This is a genomic window from Peribacillus sp. S4, assembly GCF_046715815.1.
GTDB lineage: Bacteria > Bacillota > Bacilli > Bacillales > DSM-1321 > Peribacillus > Peribacillus frigoritolerans.
Genome location: NZ_CP175708.1, coordinates 3,419,775 through 3,435,725 on the forward strand (window position 1 = coordinate 3,419,775; position 15,951 = coordinate 3,435,725).

General features: G+C 40.4%; 17 protein-coding genes. 3 read left to right on the forward strand and 14 right to left on the reverse strand.

Annotated elements, in window-relative coordinates; all coding sequences use genetic code 11:
• Positions 1-12: 12 nt before the first annotated feature.
• Positions 13-1,101, reverse strand: coding sequence for a glutamate 5-kinase (proB, locus tag ACJ9PY_RS16130; RefSeq protein WP_063575787.1), 1,089 nt, complete (start codon positions 1,099-1,101; stop codon positions 13-15).
• A 334-nt stretch (positions 1,102-1,435) separates the two neighbouring features.
• Entirely contained in the window at positions 1,436-2,644 is a 1,209-nt protein-coding gene (gene hmpA / locus ACJ9PY_RS16135) for an NO-inducible flavohemoprotein (protein ID WP_063575786.1), read from the reverse strand.
• 170 nt (positions 2,645-2,814) lie between these two features.
• On the opposite strand from hmpA, the gene ACJ9PY_RS16140 reads away from it, so the two are divergent.
• Entirely contained in the window at positions 2,815-3,279 is a 465-nt protein-coding gene (locus tag ACJ9PY_RS16140) for an RrF2 family transcriptional regulator (RefSeq protein WP_411738573.1), read from the forward strand.
• On the opposite strand, the gene ACJ9PY_RS16145 is transcribed toward ACJ9PY_RS16140, so the two are convergent.
• The 4 genes from ACJ9PY_RS16145 to ACJ9PY_RS16160 all read right to left on the reverse strand — a co-directional run bounded on the left by ACJ9PY_RS16145 (position 3,224) and on the right by ACJ9PY_RS16160 (position 5,176).
• Positions 3,224-3,511, reverse strand: coding sequence for a hypothetical protein (locus ACJ9PY_RS16145; protein ID WP_411738575.1), 288 nt, complete (start codon positions 3,509-3,511; stop codon positions 3,224-3,226). The genes ACJ9PY_RS16140 and ACJ9PY_RS16145 overlap by 56 nt on opposite strands.
• 8 nt (positions 3,512-3,519) lie before the next feature.
• Positions 3,520-4,080, reverse strand: coding sequence for an HD-GYP domain-containing protein (locus tag ACJ9PY_RS16150; RefSeq protein ID WP_411738576.1), 561 nt, complete (start codon positions 4,078-4,080; stop codon positions 3,520-3,522).
• 233 nt (positions 4,081-4,313) lie between these two features.
• Positions 4,314-4,499: a zinc-finger domain-containing protein gene (locus ACJ9PY_RS16155; protein ID WP_034307842.1), complete on the reverse strand. Its 186-nt coding sequence runs from the start codon at positions 4,497-4,499 to the stop codon at positions 4,314-4,316.
• Positions 4,500-4,504: 5 nt separating this feature from the next.
• Positions 4,505-5,176 carry a reverse transcriptase-like protein gene (locus tag ACJ9PY_RS16160; RefSeq protein ID WP_222619895.1) on the reverse strand — a complete coding sequence of 224 codons (672 nt, stop codon included), beginning with the start codon at positions 5,174-5,176 and terminating at the stop codon, positions 4,505-4,507.
• Between the two features lie 221 nt (positions 5,177-5,397).
• Here ACJ9PY_RS16160 and ACJ9PY_RS16165 point away from each other — a divergent pair, with 221 nt between their 5' ends.
• Positions 5,398-5,811 carry a reverse transcriptase-like protein gene (locus tag ACJ9PY_RS16165; RefSeq protein WP_063575784.1) on the forward strand — a complete coding sequence of 138 codons (414 nt, stop codon included), beginning with the start codon at positions 5,398-5,400 and terminating at the stop codon, positions 5,809-5,811.
• The gene (locus ACJ9PY_RS16170) at positions 5,795-6,703 is read left to right on the forward strand and encodes a DMT family transporter (RefSeq protein WP_063575783.1); all 909 of its coding nucleotides are present in this window, start codon (positions 5,795-5,797) and stop codon (positions 6,701-6,703) included. Before ACJ9PY_RS16165 ends, ACJ9PY_RS16170 begins: the two co-directional genes overlap by 17 nt.
• A gap of 41 nt (positions 6,704-6,744) precedes the next feature.
• On the opposite strand, the gene ACJ9PY_RS16175 is transcribed toward ACJ9PY_RS16170, so the two are convergent.
• The 8 genes from ACJ9PY_RS16175 to ACJ9PY_RS16210 all read right to left on the reverse strand — a co-directional run bounded on the left by ACJ9PY_RS16175 (position 6,745) and on the right by ACJ9PY_RS16210 (position 15,709).
• Positions 6,745-7,038 (reverse strand): DUF6123 family protein, encoded by a 294-nt coding sequence (locus ACJ9PY_RS16175; RefSeq protein WP_057277834.1) that lies wholly within the window; start codon positions 7,036-7,038, stop codon positions 6,745-6,747.
• Between the two features lie 268 nt (positions 7,039-7,306).
• Positions 7,307-8,182 (reverse strand): 5'-3' exonuclease H3TH domain-containing protein, encoded by an 876-nt coding sequence (locus tag ACJ9PY_RS16180; RefSeq protein WP_057277833.1) that lies wholly within the window; start codon positions 8,180-8,182, stop codon positions 7,307-7,309.
• Positions 8,183-8,267: 85 nt separating this feature from the next.
• On the reverse strand, positions 8,268-9,095 hold the full coding sequence (locus ACJ9PY_RS16185) for a sulfurtransferase (RefSeq protein ID WP_411738577.1): 828 nt from the start codon (positions 9,093-9,095) through the stop codon (positions 8,268-8,270).
• Positions 9,096-9,106: 11 nt separating this feature from the next.
• On the reverse strand, positions 9,107-9,868 hold the full coding sequence (locus tag ACJ9PY_RS16190) for a DNA polymerase beta superfamily protein (RefSeq protein WP_411738578.1): 762 nt from the start codon (positions 9,866-9,868) through the stop codon (positions 9,107-9,109).
• Between the two features lie 15 nt (positions 9,869-9,883).
• The gene (locus tag ACJ9PY_RS16195; protein ID WP_411738579.1) at positions 9,884-13,597 is read right to left on the reverse strand and encodes a dynamin family protein; all 3,714 of its coding nucleotides are present in this window, start codon (positions 13,595-13,597) and stop codon (positions 9,884-9,886) included.
• Between the two features lie 188 nt (positions 13,598-13,785).
• Positions 13,786-13,944 carry a hypothetical protein gene (locus ACJ9PY_RS16200; protein ID WP_186442078.1) on the reverse strand — a complete coding sequence of 53 codons (159 nt, stop codon included), beginning with the start codon at positions 13,942-13,944 and terminating at the stop codon, positions 13,786-13,788.
• A 146-nt stretch (positions 13,945-14,090) separates the two neighbouring features.
• Complete coding sequence (locus ACJ9PY_RS16205) at positions 14,091-14,621, reverse strand: isoprenylcysteine carboxyl methyltransferase family protein (protein WP_063575780.1); 531 nt, start codon at positions 14,619-14,621, stop codon at positions 14,091-14,093.
• Positions 14,621-15,709, reverse strand: a complete 1,089-nt coding sequence (locus ACJ9PY_RS16210; RefSeq protein ID WP_411738580.1) for a type III polyketide synthase — start codon at positions 15,707-15,709, stop codon at positions 14,621-14,623. Before ACJ9PY_RS16210 ends, ACJ9PY_RS16205 begins: the two co-directional genes overlap by 1 nt.
• Positions 15,710-15,951: the final 242 nt, after the last annotated feature.

Consider the following 15,951-nt stretch of genomic DNA (forward strand, 5'->3'; position numbering starts at 1 on the left):
GAAATTGATTTTTTATGCTTTCACCCATTTATCGCGATGAATAACTTCTATGGAAGTGATTATAAGCTCGGATGTCCTCTTTCCCATCGCCTGTTTTAATTCTTCGTCGGAATAAAGGACCTCACCCCGCCCTAATAACCCATTTGCACCAAAGACTTCGACAACATCACCCTTATTGAAGACTCCTTTAATTTCATAAATTCCAGCTGGCAGCAGACTGCTTCCATTTGAAACTAAGGCCCTTTCGGCACCTTCATCAACGAAAATTTTCCCGGATACTTTTGAATGAAGGGATATCCATTGTTTGTTTTTCGTTACCATCGCCATGTCTTCATTCCCTATATATGTGCCATCACCATTGCCTTCAAGGATAGTTAGAAGTTTATCACTCCCCAAACCAGATCCGATGAATACTTTCACCCCTAGTGACAATGCCGTTTGCGCTGCAATCAGCTTCGATTTCATCCCACCGGTTCCGACATTAGATCCTGCACCTTCTGCCATTTGCAATAAATCATCCGTAACTTCGGATAATTCATCAAATCGTTTCGCCCCTGGATTTGTCTGTGGATTGGAATCATAGAGCCCATTAATGTCCGTTAATATGATCAAGTTCGTGGCGTGGACTAACCCGCTTACCAAGGCGGATAGCATATCATTATCACCAAAAGTCAACTCCTCGACCGATACTGTATCATTTTCATTTATGATCGGAAGGATGCCGCGTTCAAGCAATTCCATCAATGTGGCATATGCATTTTTATATCGATCTTTTTTCGAGAAATCTTTCCTTGTTAATAAAATCTGCGCCGGAATGATTCCAAAATGCCCCAATTGTTCCATATACGATTGAATCAATAGGCTTTGACCTACAGCTGCAGCAGCTTGTTTTCCTTTGAGAGTGACAGGTCGCGTAGGGTAGCCAAGCTTGCGAAAACCTGTCGCTACAGCACCTGATGAAACAAGGACAACTTCATGTCCGGCTTTCCTTAAAGCTGCCACTGCCTGGATATGATCGGAAAATTTATTCTGGTCGATTTCACCTTGTGTGTTGGTCAAAGAACTACTTCCTATCTTTACAACGATGCGTTTCTTTTCCATCGATTACTTCCTCCAATAAATATCTAAGACATGAAAAAAAGCCCTTTTCATCCTCGAAATAAGGACGAAAAGGGCTGCTCTCCGTGGTACCACCTTCATTGAATGCAAATTCATGCATTCCACTTTGCCTGATAACGCCAGGATTTGCGCCTATGTTTTGCATAGGACTCAAGAAGCAGGTTCAGCGCATTCCTGTCGCGGGCCTTCCAGCAAATGACTCCGCTCTCTGTCACAGTGATTCTCGCATACTAATCTTCTCTCAACGTTCATTGTTTTAATATAGTATGCAAAATTATCTGCTTGATGTCAATAACATTCCTTCGATGAATGAACCTTATAGCGCCATGGCCGGGCCGAAGAATTCATAGTGGATTTTATCCGTATCTACCCCAAGCTCTTTCAGGTAAGTGATGATGGCCTTCATGAAAGGCACAGGGCCGCACACATAATAATCAGCTTCAGGTTTAACAATACTGCTCAATAATTCCTTATCTACATACCCTTGCTTTGCAAAATTCGGCAGGTTCTTATCATCCTCACTCGGATTTTTAAAGACAAAGGATAATTGATAGTTGGTAAGTTTGTGTCCTAGTTCTGTCAGTTCCATTCTGAACGGCTGTAAATGGCCATTATCGGTTGCATGAATGAATTGTACATCACGCTCAGGTGTCTTTTCAGCCAACGCATGTACCATGCTCATGAAAGGCGTTATGCCAACGCCTCCGCTCAAGAATACTGCCGGTGTTCGTTTACCCAAGTCGATGGTGAAATCACCTGCAGGAGCCGTTACGTCAATACTGTCACCCATCTGAATGGATTCATGCAAGTAGTTAGAGACCCTTCCATCAGGAGAGGTTCCCGGCTTTTCTTTTTTAACGGAAATACGGAAATAATCTTTACCCGGTACATCAGATAAACTATACTGACGGTTGAATAAATGAGATTCACCCGGTATCTCGATCCGAACGGTAATATATTGTCCTGGAAGAAATGCCGGAACCTGATTTCCATCTGATGGCTTTAGATAAAAGGATGTGATTACGTCACTTTCCCGTACTTTTTCCACCACTGTGAATCGTTTGAAATCAGACCATCCGCCGACCTGATTGGAAGCTTCGTCGTACATTTCCTTTTCGATGCTAATGAAAACATCCGCAATGACTCCGTACGCCTCTCCCCAAGCTTGAAGGATTTCTTCTGTAGCCGCATCTTGTAACACTTCTTTGATTGCGCCTAATAGGTGTTCTCCAACAATCGGATAATGTTCGGCTTTGACTGCAAGGCTTCTATGTTTTTGTGCTATTTGCTTCACGGCAGGTAAAATCGTTTCAAGTTGATCTATATATTTAGCTGCTGCCAATACCGTGTTGGCAAGTGCAGTTTGCTGGCGCCCCTTTTTTTGATTGGCATGATTGAAAACATTTAATAATTCAGGATGTGCTTCGAAAAGATTTTTATAGAATACAGTTGTGATAGTTGTACCATGCACTTCTAATACAGGTACGGTTGATTTTATAATATCGATAGTTTTCTGGGATAGCATAGGTAAACCTCTTTTCATAAACAAGTATTTTGAATACATGTTTATATTAGAACTTAAATGCATTAAAAGCAATATTTTTTATACATCTTTTCAGATAATAAGTTTTCATGTTTATAAAATGTTCACATTTATGATATAGTCAAATGGGGATAGAATGTGAGGCGATAAACATGAGGTTGACGAGTTATTCCGATTACTCACTTAGAGTGTTGATTTACCTGGCTACCCACGACCAAAGCAAATTATCAAATATCAAAGAGATTTCTGAAGTATATCAACTGTCTAAAAATCATTTGATGAAAATTGTTCATAATCTAGGTAAATTAGGCTATATTGAGACGATACGTGGAAGAAATGGCGGTTTCCGGCTTGCAAAAACACCCGCTGAAATAAATGTAGGGGAACTTGTGCGGAGAACCGAAGAAGATTTTTATCTAGTGGAATGTTTTAAAGATCACGATAACTGTGTGATTTCTCCCGTTTGTTCATTGAAATTTGTCCTTAACAATGCCTTGGATGCTTTTCTTCAAGTCCTTGATCAATATACGATTGCAGACTTCAGCGAAAATAAAGTGATGCTCAAAACCTATTTTGATTCGGTAAAGCAGAATGACGAAGAGCCCGATTTTTTATAATCGGGCTTTTTTCCATTAACCGATGATTCATTCGATTTTCCATTCGTAAATCTATGATCTCTGTACCGGTTTTCAATAAAGCTTTATGGGGATTGTATGGATCGATCATGATGATCGTCCCGAATCGTCCATTGGTAAGCATGACTTCTTTTCCTACCAACGTGGACATTAATCGGCTTACAAGCTCCATTAGGATCTCAGGATTGAATTTACTGACCATTTCCCTGTTCATTTGCTCAATCACCTTATAAAACGGCATGGCCTGATGATGATGACATCGCATGGACTACGTCGGCTATCGACGATTTTCGCATGAAGATGGATATCCTTTCCACTCTTCCCTTGAGGATAGCCTTGCCCATCTTCCCGTTCATGGTGCTGGAGGGCTGTTAATGCAATCGATGGTGGGATTCCAGGGATATTTTTAAGTAATTCATATCCATAAATGGCATGGCGTTTCATATCTTCATATTCTGCCTCATTCAGTTTACCCGGTTTTTCCACTATATTATCCGAAATCCTTGTTTTCCCCACATCATGCAGCATGGCTGCCAAAGTCAGGGCTGAAAGGTTTTCTTTGGATAATCCAAGCTTCATCCCTAGATAAGTGGCGATTATCCCGACACCTATATTATGCCGATACGTGTACTCGTGATCTGCATGCGGCTCATCGAAAAGGGAATAAATATCAGGGTTCATTGCAGCTTCTGCAATGACAGGTGCAACTTTTGCTTTAATCAATACAATCTTTTCAAGCTGTATTTTTCCTTCTTTACGTATATCTTGAAAGATGTTTTTCAAATGAAGAGAAGCTTAATTGATTCTATCCTGAATATTTACGTTAGGTTGTACATGTTCTACCCTTAAAGCAAATGCATCTTTTATCAATTCTTCCCTTATGAAATCATTTTGGGGGTATGGTAAGAGGCTGTTTCACATGCTTCCCTCTTCTATTTTTCATTGCTCTCACACTTTTCTCTATTTTTTATCTGTAATACCATATCCTTCTTTCTCTTGTGTCTTAATGAAAGCAATTAAGTTCGGTCACTAAGTTCATTGCCGAGCTGTTTTAGTTTTTCACCAACCGTGCATTCTGAAATACAGAACTGATGGGCATACGTACGCCCCTTCTCTTTTCGAAAATGCTTTCTTAAAAAACAATCTTGGCAAAATGAAGCGAGAACATCTTCCACTTCTTCATATATTTTTTTCCTGTTCATTTTTGTTATGGCTCCTTTGACCCAGCAATTTCTATTTTACTGAAAATGGCCTTGCCCTGCAGTGCAAGTGTGGCCAGGCGATCGGCTTCCTGGTTTTCCTTTCGAGAAATCGGCTTGCAGACAGGAATGATCTTTAATTTATCCAATTTCGCTTCAATGCGGTCCAGCCATTTATTTAAGTTTTCTTCCATACAGGGCCATTCACCGGAAAGTTGATTTAAGACGACAAGAGAATCACCTTTAAAGACACAGCTTTGATGGTGGATTCCAAGTTCGTCCATCTGCCTGACCGCTTCATGAAAAGCCGCATATTCAGCTTCATTATTGGATTCGAATTGCTCCAATTTCACATTGGTGCGTAACCGTAAGAACTTCTTTCCTTGACGATAATAAATGGCAACACCAATTCCTGCCACCTTTTCATCTTTTTGAAAACCTCCATCAAAGAAGACCGTCACATCCTGCGGTTCTTCCTCAATTTCCGTCAGGAGTTTCTTTAACTCCTTCTTGTTCCATGTTGTATCGAATTCATCCTTGAATTCCACTTCTTTCAGCCTTCCTGCCTTTTCAAGATCTTCTGTAATGACCAGTGCAGTCCCGGCATCAAGCCAATCCGAAACGAAATCGGCAGATGGTTTTTTTGAAGCTTGATATGTCCATTGCATAATTACCTTCAAAGATTTCCAGCTCCTTATCCATTCACGATTCATGCAGAACAGCTTACATTTTTCATACCTTTTTTTCGTCATACCCTTTATAATATATTGTAAGCATTTTAATCACTCTTTTTAATTATAGTTCCCATATAAGCCTGAAATTCTCATGTTTCAATCTTAATTTTAAATGGAACGTTATTATATCGAACATTTAAACAGTTAAACTCGAGGAGGAGCACATCTTGATCGAAGTGTATATTGATGGTGCCAGTGCGGGCAATCCAGGGCCTAGCGGTGCAGGTGTTTTCATAAATAATAACGGTGTGGTCGAGAGGCATTCCTTTCCGCTTGGGAATATGGAAAACCATGAAGCGGAGTACCATGCCTTAATCAAAGCATTGGAGATTTGTGTGGCCAATGAGTATCAAGTCGTTTCTTTTCGTACAGACTCCCAAGCCATCAACCAAGCCATTGAAAAAAGATTTGCAAAAAATAAGTATGCCCTTTTGCTGGAACGGGCGTTAAAGCTTTCCGACGAGCTTGATTTATTTTTCATGAAATGGATTCCAAATATCGAAAATAAGTCCGCGGATGAGTTGGCGAGACGGGCCATTCGCTTGAATAAGGCTGAGGAAAATCATGAACAAGACAGCTGATTTTTCATTATTATTCGTTGTATTCATCTGGGGCGTCACTTTTGTCATGGTCCAAAATGCGCTATCTTTTCTTGACCCCTTCACGTTTAATGCCGTCCGTTTTTTCATGGCATTCGTATTCTTGCTCATCCCTTATTTATTTACTCTACACAAAAAGGGGAAAAACGGGAGCAAAGGCCTTTTTAAAGCTGGGTTTCACATTGGTGTATGGCTTTTTCTCGGCTATGGACTTCAAACGATCGGATTGAATTATACAACACCTGCCAAGACTGGCTTTATAACAGGATTAAGTGTTGTCATGGTACCTGTTTTTTCCCTGCTGCTATTAAAGCATAGGCTTTCCCGCAATACAATAATAGGTGTCGCAGCCGCAACCATCGGACTTTATTTAATGACTTTCGCTGACCGCTCCAATTTGAATATCGGTGATTTGCTGGTATTTTTGTGTGCAATCAGTTTTGCCATGCAAATCATCACTACCGCTAAATATGCCAAGACCCTTCCCGCTTTACCGCTGACGTTGATTCAGGTTTCCACCGTATCTTTATTATCATTTGTTTCAGCTTTCATTTTCAAAGAGAATCATTCCGTCATCTTCAGCTCAGAGGTCATGTTACAGAGAGATGTATGGACTGCTTTGCTGGTTACGGCAGCCCTTGCCACGGCCTTCGCCTTTTTCGCACAAACCTTCTTCCAAGCCTACACGACACCTACAAGAGTGGCGCTGATCTTTTCAATGGAACCGGTTTTTGCAGCGTTATCCTCATACATATTGATAGGGGAAAAATTAACTTCCGCTTCCATCATCGGCTGCGCATTCATATTCTTGGGAATGATTTTTGCAGAACTGCCTGTTAAGAAAAAGAAACCGGTGACACAGGGGTTTTCTTGAAAAGCCCAAAATAAATCGGACTTCCAGTTACGAAGTCCGATTTATTTAAGTAGCCCCTGTTCTTTTGCAAACGATACCGCTGCACTACGCGTTTCAATGCCATTTTGTTTTAAGTTTTCCAAAAAGGAGATATAAAAGCTGCCATCAAAATTCTTTTGTACCTTTAATGTCAACTCTATTGCTGCATTGACTAAAATATCACTTGCATCCGTGTAGCGCTTACCAAAATAAATAAAACCAATCGCGTCATTACCAAAAGTGAATCCCTTACCCTCTAAAAAACTAACATACTCTTCAGTTGATTTCGCCACTTGCTCATCCACTCCATACTTCATGCCTTATTTTCATCTTACCGTATATCAAAGAATTTGACTATCCATTTTTCGACAAAAAAATCATCGTACAAAATAAAGGACCGATGTCCCGGACTGTACAATTTGAACGTTGATTGGAACTAGGGCACTCGCTTTCCGCGGGCGGTCCGCCTGCGGGGTCTCCCTTCGACTCGCGGGCTAGTAGGTCCCCAAACTCTTAAATTCAGGCGAAAATTTAAAGGGAATTTCAAAAGGGGGAGCTCCCATTAGGAAGCTCCCCCTTGTTTGATTAGATCATGCGCAGTAATGTCCTGAATTCATGATCCCTAGCCAGGTTTTTGACCTTTTCGCGATCATACTGATAAACCGCATCGTCCAAAGGACATGAAATTGGTACATCGCATTTTATTTCTGCTAGCTTTCTGGATAAATGAAGCATATCGACAGCGGATTCAATTTTAGCACGTTGCCCATTCGTCAATGATGCAACATTTTCAAGAATGCCTTCGATACTTTGATACTGTATCAATAATTTCAACGCTGTCTTCTCCCCAATTCCTTTAACTCCGGGATAGTTATCAGCTGTATCACCCATTAAAGCTTTTAAATCGATCATTTGCCTTGGTGTAATCCCTTTCCACTCAAAAAAGCTATCGGGATTATGCACCTCATAGTTACCATACCCTTTTTTTAATAATAGTACGGAAATGTTTTCCTCTATTAACTGAAGCATATCTTGATCGCCAGTCAATATACCCACTCGGCTATGTTGTGCAGATGCTTTGGCAATTGTTCCGATACAGTCATCCGCCTCATAACCAGATAGTCCTATGTTAGGGATATCGAATGCTTCAACCGCTTTTTTCGCTAAGTCGAATTGAGGAATCATTTCGACTGGAGCTTCTGATCGATTCGCCTTGTATCCATCAAATAATTCATTTCTGAAAGTCTTGCTGCCCATATCCCAGCATACCGCTACATGACTGGGTGAAAAGTGATTCACCGCCGTCAGCATATGCTTCAAAAAACCTTGAACGGCATTGGTCGGGATGCCTTTGGAGTTAATCATGAATTGACCAGTAACGGCCGTTGCATAAAAAGCTCTAAATAAAAGCGCCATTCCATCGACAAGCATAAAGGATGGATGCTGCTCATTTTCTTTCATTAACACATTATCACCTCTATCATGATGTACTTCCATTTTAACATAACTGTCCCTTTTTTTAAGGATCGTTTAATTGGAAAAAATATTATTCAATTGGATTATCATCATACGAGATCCAGTCACTGAAACTGCCAATATAAATCTTTACATCTTTAAAGCCCGCTTCTTTCAGGGCGATATAATTGGGTGAAGCCGTTACACCTGAACCGCAGTACACAATGATTTCCTTATCTTTACCGATGCTTGTGAAATTCGACTGAAGATCTTCCTTCTTTTTAAAATAGCCATTTTCCAGAACGTTCGTCCACACCTTATTTACTGCACCAGGTATATGACCGGCTTTTTTATCAATTGGCTCCTCGATTCCCTCGTAGCGCTTAGATTCCCGTGAATCCATTAATACGATATCGTCAGGTCTATTCAAAGTGTAATCCTTCACTTTTCGAAAAGATGCAAAAACGTGTTCATTTAAATCGATACGATATTCGGTTGGCATATAATTCATTTGAATCGAGTCAATCGGATAGCCCGCATCCCTCCAAGCGCGGTATCCCCCGTTCAGGACAAAGACTTTCTGATGCCCAAGGTAGCTTAGCAACCAGACAAACCTGGAAGCAAAAGAACCTTCCCCGCCATCATAAGCGATAAGTACAGTATCGTTGGTGATTCCATTTGATTCCAGTTTATCTTTAATGGTTTCCAGGTCAGGAAGAGGATGTCTTCCGCCATGATCTTGAACCTGACTTGATAAGTCCTTTTCAAGATCGAAATAAACAGCGCCTAAAATATGGTCTTTTTTGTAATCATTATACCCTGCATCAGGAGAGCCTAGTTGAAAGCGGCAGTCACAAATTCTGATATCTTTAGAATTCAACAACGGCAACAGCTCTTCTTTTTCGATTATAAAACTCATGTCATATCCCCCTATTCCAAAATGGCCCAAATCAATTCATTAAGTTCCATTTCCATGTTCTTCCCTTGATGTAGCCTAGTTATCTCATTCTTTATGGAAAGTGATTTCCCTTCTATTAGCGAAAGATTATTTTCACTTTCATTGTTGCTTATACATTCTTCCATTTGTTTTGCTTTAAATATCCGGATCATCCTGTTTTTCATTCCTTGGTCCATTGAAACCGAATCAAGTAATTCCCATACCGATAATGGTGGCAGCGAACCCCGTTGGAAGATATATTCAAGGGTTAAATACGAACGGTATACTTGTACCCATATTTTTAGCTCTTTTCTTTCGGAACCCCTTGTTTTTGTCAATTGTTGAAGATTGTCGCTCATCATCCGATAGTAATGGTGCCCCAGTGCCTTTTTGGAATAGCAATCCGTTATCAAACCAGTCATCTTCCTATAATAATCCGGATGGGTTATCAACCTGATAGGTGACTGAAACAATTCAAATAGAGCAGGGTTACTCTTTAAGGTAAGTCGGGATGATTTAAAGAGATCCCAGCCTTCCATGTCAAATAGGCCTTCTTTCACTTGAATGACTTCAACTGGCTGACTCAAGCTCAAGTATGATCGCTTATCATTATGAACATATATAAACCGAACATCGAAATCCGATTGGACCGATGATAAACCAAAAGAATGGCTGCCAGTAACAGCAGCCATCAATATCGTTATATCCTCATTTTTTTCCAGGTATCTCAAGCGTGAAATAAGGTTTTCTTTCATGAATGAACCTCGTTTCTATTTCGAATGCATTTTAGCCAATTCCGCTACAGCATTTTCATAATACGGTAAATCAACCGTTTCCTCCAATGCTGCACGTAAACCTGCAAAGATATCCGATACTTCCGTCTTAAACTCTTTTTGAATCGCGAGTAGCTCTTGATCGAGGACTTCATTATACATTTCGTAAATCCGCTCACCCTGTTCTTTTGCATATATAAGGGCAGGTTCATCCAAACGCTTCTGAAGACCTTCGCTCATTTTCGCTTTTTCATTCTTTTCAAAGAAAGATTTTGGATTCTTGAATAATGCCAATTCCTTTTTGAATTCCCCTGTATCCAATTGGGCAAAAGCTTCAGTGAATTCAAGGGATTCCCTCTCATTGGGTTCATATGGCTGTAATGAAAGGGTTCTTCTTATTTTTTGCATTTGCTGAAGCAAACTGCCCTGTTTCTCATTCAGTAATTTATTTACGAACATTTCCGTCCTTAAAGCCGTTGCCCGCATTTCCTGGGCAAGGTCAAAGCCTAACGCATCCAATAAGTTCTTCATCGATTGCTTGAGGACAATTTTCAGATCGCTTCCATCATCTTTTAAAACAGCTGGATTGAACGATTCTTTGAAGAAATCATTAAACCGGAAGAAGACCCGTTGTTTACTATAGAAAGTCAATTCGTCTATCTCTTTTTTCAACCGTTGCTTTTCGGCATCCCCTTTAATGACTGAAAGGAGTTCCGAAATGGCCTGTGACTCATGAGAAAGTGTCTCCAGGGCTTTTCGTTTCGCTTCCTCATCCTGTCTGGAAGCTGTAATTACATCTCGTAGCAATTCTTCGGTTCTTTTTACAGCCGCTTGAGCCGATTCAATCGCAAGTCCAGTTAAATCGTTTTCTATGAAAGAATCGAATTGGCCTTGGAATTCCATGATTCCGCTATTAGGAAGGAATGAATGCTTAAACGAACCAGGCGTTTGTTTTTCCATCAACGCCCCCTTACTCGTAAGCGGGAACAGTTTTGGAAAACGGATACCGAATCCATTCAATTGATCTGTGACATAATCCATCACTTCGTCCAATTCGTCAGTCGTTTGTGCCAGGTCGACGGCATTGACGATGAAAAACATCTTATCCATAGCGAAAGAATCTTTCACACGTCCAAGCTGTATCAGGAACTCCCTGTCTGCCCGGGAAAATGGATGATTATAATAAGTCACAAATAGGATGGCGTCCGAATTCTTAATATATTCGAAAGCTGCTCCAGTATGGCGTGCATTAATCGAATCGGCCCCAGGTGTGTCAACAAGGACCATCCCCTGCTTTGTCATTTCACAGTCATAACGCAATTCGATCAGATCAACAAGACATGACTTGGACTCTTCCGCAGCAAACCGTTTAAATCCTTCAAGGTCTACCGTAACCACATTTCCTAAATCATTTTGGTACTCGGGAAGCCCTTGATGAAACGCCCTAAGAAACGATAAGTGCGTTTTACCCTTATCAACTTCCCCTGCCTTCGCAATGATTTGCCCTGCTAGTTGCAGTGCTTCATCCAGAGTCTTTGCCGATTTATCAAAAGCTGCCAATGCCAGGCTTACATCTTCCAACAGCATCGCTTCGGTCTTTAATTTGACGGTTGCCGTTCCATGTGGATGCTCAGCGTCCGAAGACATGATTTTGTTGATTGCGGCAGTTGTCGGATTTGGTGAGACAGGAAGGACGCTTTCTCCCATCAAAGCATTGGCAAAGGAAGATTTACCCGCACTGAATGCACCGAAGAGGGCAACCGTGAACGTCTGTTGTTCCAAGCGATTTGCCTTCTCTTTCAGTTCTTTATAAAGCGATTGAAACCCTCTCAGAGGTTGGATCAGCTCGGCCGCCTGTTTTAAACTCGCTGCAGTTTCCACCAGCTTTTCTTTTCCGCGTAAATCAGTAGCATCAGATGAAGAAACAGTCACGGAAGGTACAGCATCCGTGATTTCTTTAACATGATCACTTACAGATTGTTCGTTGACGGACCTTGAATTACTTACTTTATCGGTTGTCATGATTTTGACTGTAATATTATTTTCCTCTTCATTCCATTCAGTTAACAGCATATCGATTTCACGCTCATCGACCAATGATTCAGTTTGATGGGCAATGGCCTCTAAACGTTCCGTTTGGTACTCGATTTCCGCGTTCATCGCAGCAGTAACTTTAAGGGCTTCCGCAAATTCAGAAAAACCTTCAAGTTCCTTATCGATGGACATGGACTGCTGTTCCACTATTCCTTCCATAACGGTAACCATATCATTCAAAAATCCTTCTGATACATCACGTGCTTTCTTTTTGATGGCTGATGCCAAATCATTCGTATAGTTTAAAACGTATTCACCCGTAATATCGACTTGAGGCTTCAAAGAGTTTTTTATGTAAGATTCCGTTACCTCGATCTGAAGTGCCTGAGCCTTACTTTCAAGTGTTGAATCATGGATTTCCGCTTGATTAAGCGTTTTAACCGCCAGTTCTTTAAGATGCCATTCAAGCTGGGTTTTCACCTTTTCTTGCAGATCGCTCAAGAACGCCTTAATACGTGCCTCACGTTCGGCATCCGTTTTTTTCTTGGCAAATAATAGACCCATTTTAAAGTCCGGCTGAGCCGATTCCAAGAATGATTTACCTAGGTCCCGTGTTGCCGCCGGCATGATGTATGCGCCTTTTAAAATGGTTTCCAATGCATCGGCATACTGGCCCTTGATTTCCTCTATGCGTCCAGTCAATGATTTTTTTTCTTTCAATAGGCTGTCCACCTGATTCGTCAGGTGTATCCGCTCTTCATGAGGCAGTTCTGATAATACTTCAATATCATCGGCATGTTCCTCTTCATACTGCTCCTTCAGCCAATTAAGATGTCGTTCGACAAGGGCATTAGCCGATTGCATGATGGCATCCTTCCCATCATTTAAACCTTTGCCCGCCATTTCATATATGAATTGCTTGACCACTTCTATTTCATTTTCGGTATTGTTCAAGTCTCTTACGGATGTATAAAAAATACCATCAGGATATACATTCCAGTTCGCAAAAGCTTCAGAAACGGAAAGCTTGAAGTCTTGAAACCCAAGCTCCTTTTCATCATGCTTATCGATCATATTGATAATTAAGTATGTCGGTTTTTCAGCCTCCAACAATTCTTTCGTGAATAGGAAGTTCACTTCTGATTGGACGTGATTGTAGTCCATGACATAAAAGACGACATCAGCTAGATGCAGGGCAGATTCCGTAGAAACTCTATGTGCATCGTCTGTCGAATCGATTCCTGGCGTATCCATGATCGCACATGAATCCGGCAGTGAAAAATCATTGGAACTTATCGTTATTGCCGATACTGAATCTCCATCCTTGGCAAATTTCTTGACCTCTTTAATATCATAAGGTGCAGGAAATAAGACTGGTGGCTGATGATGGTAAAAGACTTTGGCATAGTCTTCCCCTTTTTGTACCTTTACCGTATTTGCACTCGTAGGAATCGGACTTGAAGGCAATACTTGATCACCAAGGAGAAAGTTGATCATACTAGATTTCCCCGCTGAAAAATGCCCGCAAAAAGCAATGATGAACTCCTCATTATTCACTTTCATGATTAACTGTTTCATTTTATCTGCATTGCCTGTATCACCTGCCGATTGAAATTTCTCATACATGGCAGTCAAAATTCCCAATTTGGACTGTTGCTTTAATGTTTCTTGAATCATGAATCCATACCCCTTAATCTATCGTCATTTTGATATTCTTATTGTAAACGATTTCGTTTGTTATTCATACCGTCAGCTTTATTTTTACTATATGATTCATTACAGGCCATGTTCAAAAAAAAACCACCAATTGGTGGATTCGCGCAATTTGATCCTATTGTTGGAATGCAAAAAAAAAACCAGGATGTTTACCTGGTTGTTGGGGTGGGGTTAAAAGCAGCTCGGTTTTCCATTGGTGACCCGGTATAAGGTTTTACTGCCTTTGCCGGTTTTTGAATATTATTCAATACATGTTTCATCACAAAACCATATGTAGCGATTGTCAATAAAATGAATACCCAAACCATTACCAACACCATCCTCTTTTATATTGATTAGCTTTTAGTTTTTAATTAAAATAAATGATTGAAATCCGAATGAGAATAATTTTCATCTTCATTTAGAATCTTATCACGAACGATAATCATTTTCAATAAGTAATTAAATTTTTTTATTATTCTCCCTTAAAAACCGTAGAATATTCCGTGTGTTCCTTTAATGCCTTCTCTTCCAGTGGAATTCTTACCATCATCATCCAAACATTCAATAAACTAAAGATGATAGCAGTATAATATGCATTGAATAATAAGGAAATAACTAAAATCTCAGTTGCCACTATGATATAGTTCGGATGTTTGAAAAATTTATAAGGACCTTTAATGACTACATCAGCATCAGGAACCACTATGATTTTTGTATTCCAATGTTTTCCCAATGAACGGATTACCCAAATCCTTCCTGACTGCGCAATTAGAAAAAGGGTCAGCCAAATCGGCCAAAGTCCAGATATATCCCTTTCAAGGGCGACCACTTCAATAATGAGAACAATAAAAAAACTAAGATGCATCAGAACCATCCATTTGTAATGGGACTCACCGTATTCTATTGCTCCTCCGGCTTTCAACTGTTTTTCATTTTGTTTGGCGATATATAATTCAACAAGGCGCTGTATAGCGATCAAGATAATGAAAATGGCGAAGATCATCACTTCCACCTCATTAACACAAGTTCAGATGAAAACCCAGGCCCCAATGCAGCAGCCAGGCCCACCTCACCTTTATTCCCGCCCCGCTGCATGAACCTCTCCAGAACGTACAAAATAGTCGCTGAGGACATATTGCCGAATTCACGCAATACGCTCATTGACTCTCCCGTCATGCTTTCATCGAACCCGAGGGCTTCGTGATAAGCATCAATTACTTTCTTGCCTCCAGGATGAGCGATGAAATCTTTTACATCGTTTAGATCGAATCCATTCTCCAATAAGAACTCTTGAACATTCGGTTTAAGCCAATCCTTGATGATTGTAGGGATATCTTTCGAAAAAATCACGTATAACCCTTGATCTTTAACATCCCACCCCATTACATCCAATGAATCCGGCATTAGTGTCGATTGCGAATCCAAAAATTGCAAATGTCTTACTTTTTTTGAGAACTGTTCCCTCGGTACATCATCACCGCAAACCAAAACACAGCTTACTCCGTCGGAAAATAGGGAAGTCCCAATTAAATTGCTTTTGGAGATGTCATTCCTTTGAAATGTCAGACTGCATAACTCCACGCTTAAAACAATGACCTTCGCAGTCGGGTATGCTTGGCAATATTCAAAAGCACGTGATAGGCCACTCGCTCCCCCTGCACAGCCAAGCCCCCAAATCGGAATCCTTTTAGCATGAGGGTTAAATGTAAGTTCATTCATTATTCTGGCATCAATGGTCGGGGTGGCAATCCCCGTGCTTGAGATAAAGAAGAAAGCATCTAGCTCGTTTGCCTGCAGTCCTTCTTTTAAAAATTCTGTGTTGGCTAAGCATTTTTCTATAGCTTCTTTCCCAAATTTGATTGCCTGCTTTATATATAAATCATTCCGATCGGCAAAAGAATGATCCTCTTTAAACCAATCGAGATCATTTGAAAAATATCGATTTTCCACTTGTCCATTCTTAAAGGCCTTTAGTAACCGTTCTATATTCTTAAATGATGCTCCAAATATTTCTCTCGAAAATTCCATGATTTTTTCTTGTGAAAGCAAATGTGGCAGCTTTACATGAGATGCAGATAATAAATACGGCATGATTCCACCCCTAAATATTATGATATGGTTAATATACCCACCATGACATCAATTATGCTTTATAGCTAAATGGTGATATGTATAGGCATTTAATAATTTTTTTTCTTTTCTTCTAAATACTCAGGCAAAAAGGACTGCACAATACCATAAAACGGAAAGTACAACAATACAAGTGGAGGAACATCTTCCACAATATCACCTTTCATGCAGATAAGGGCGCTAATGCATTCCTGTACGAAAGG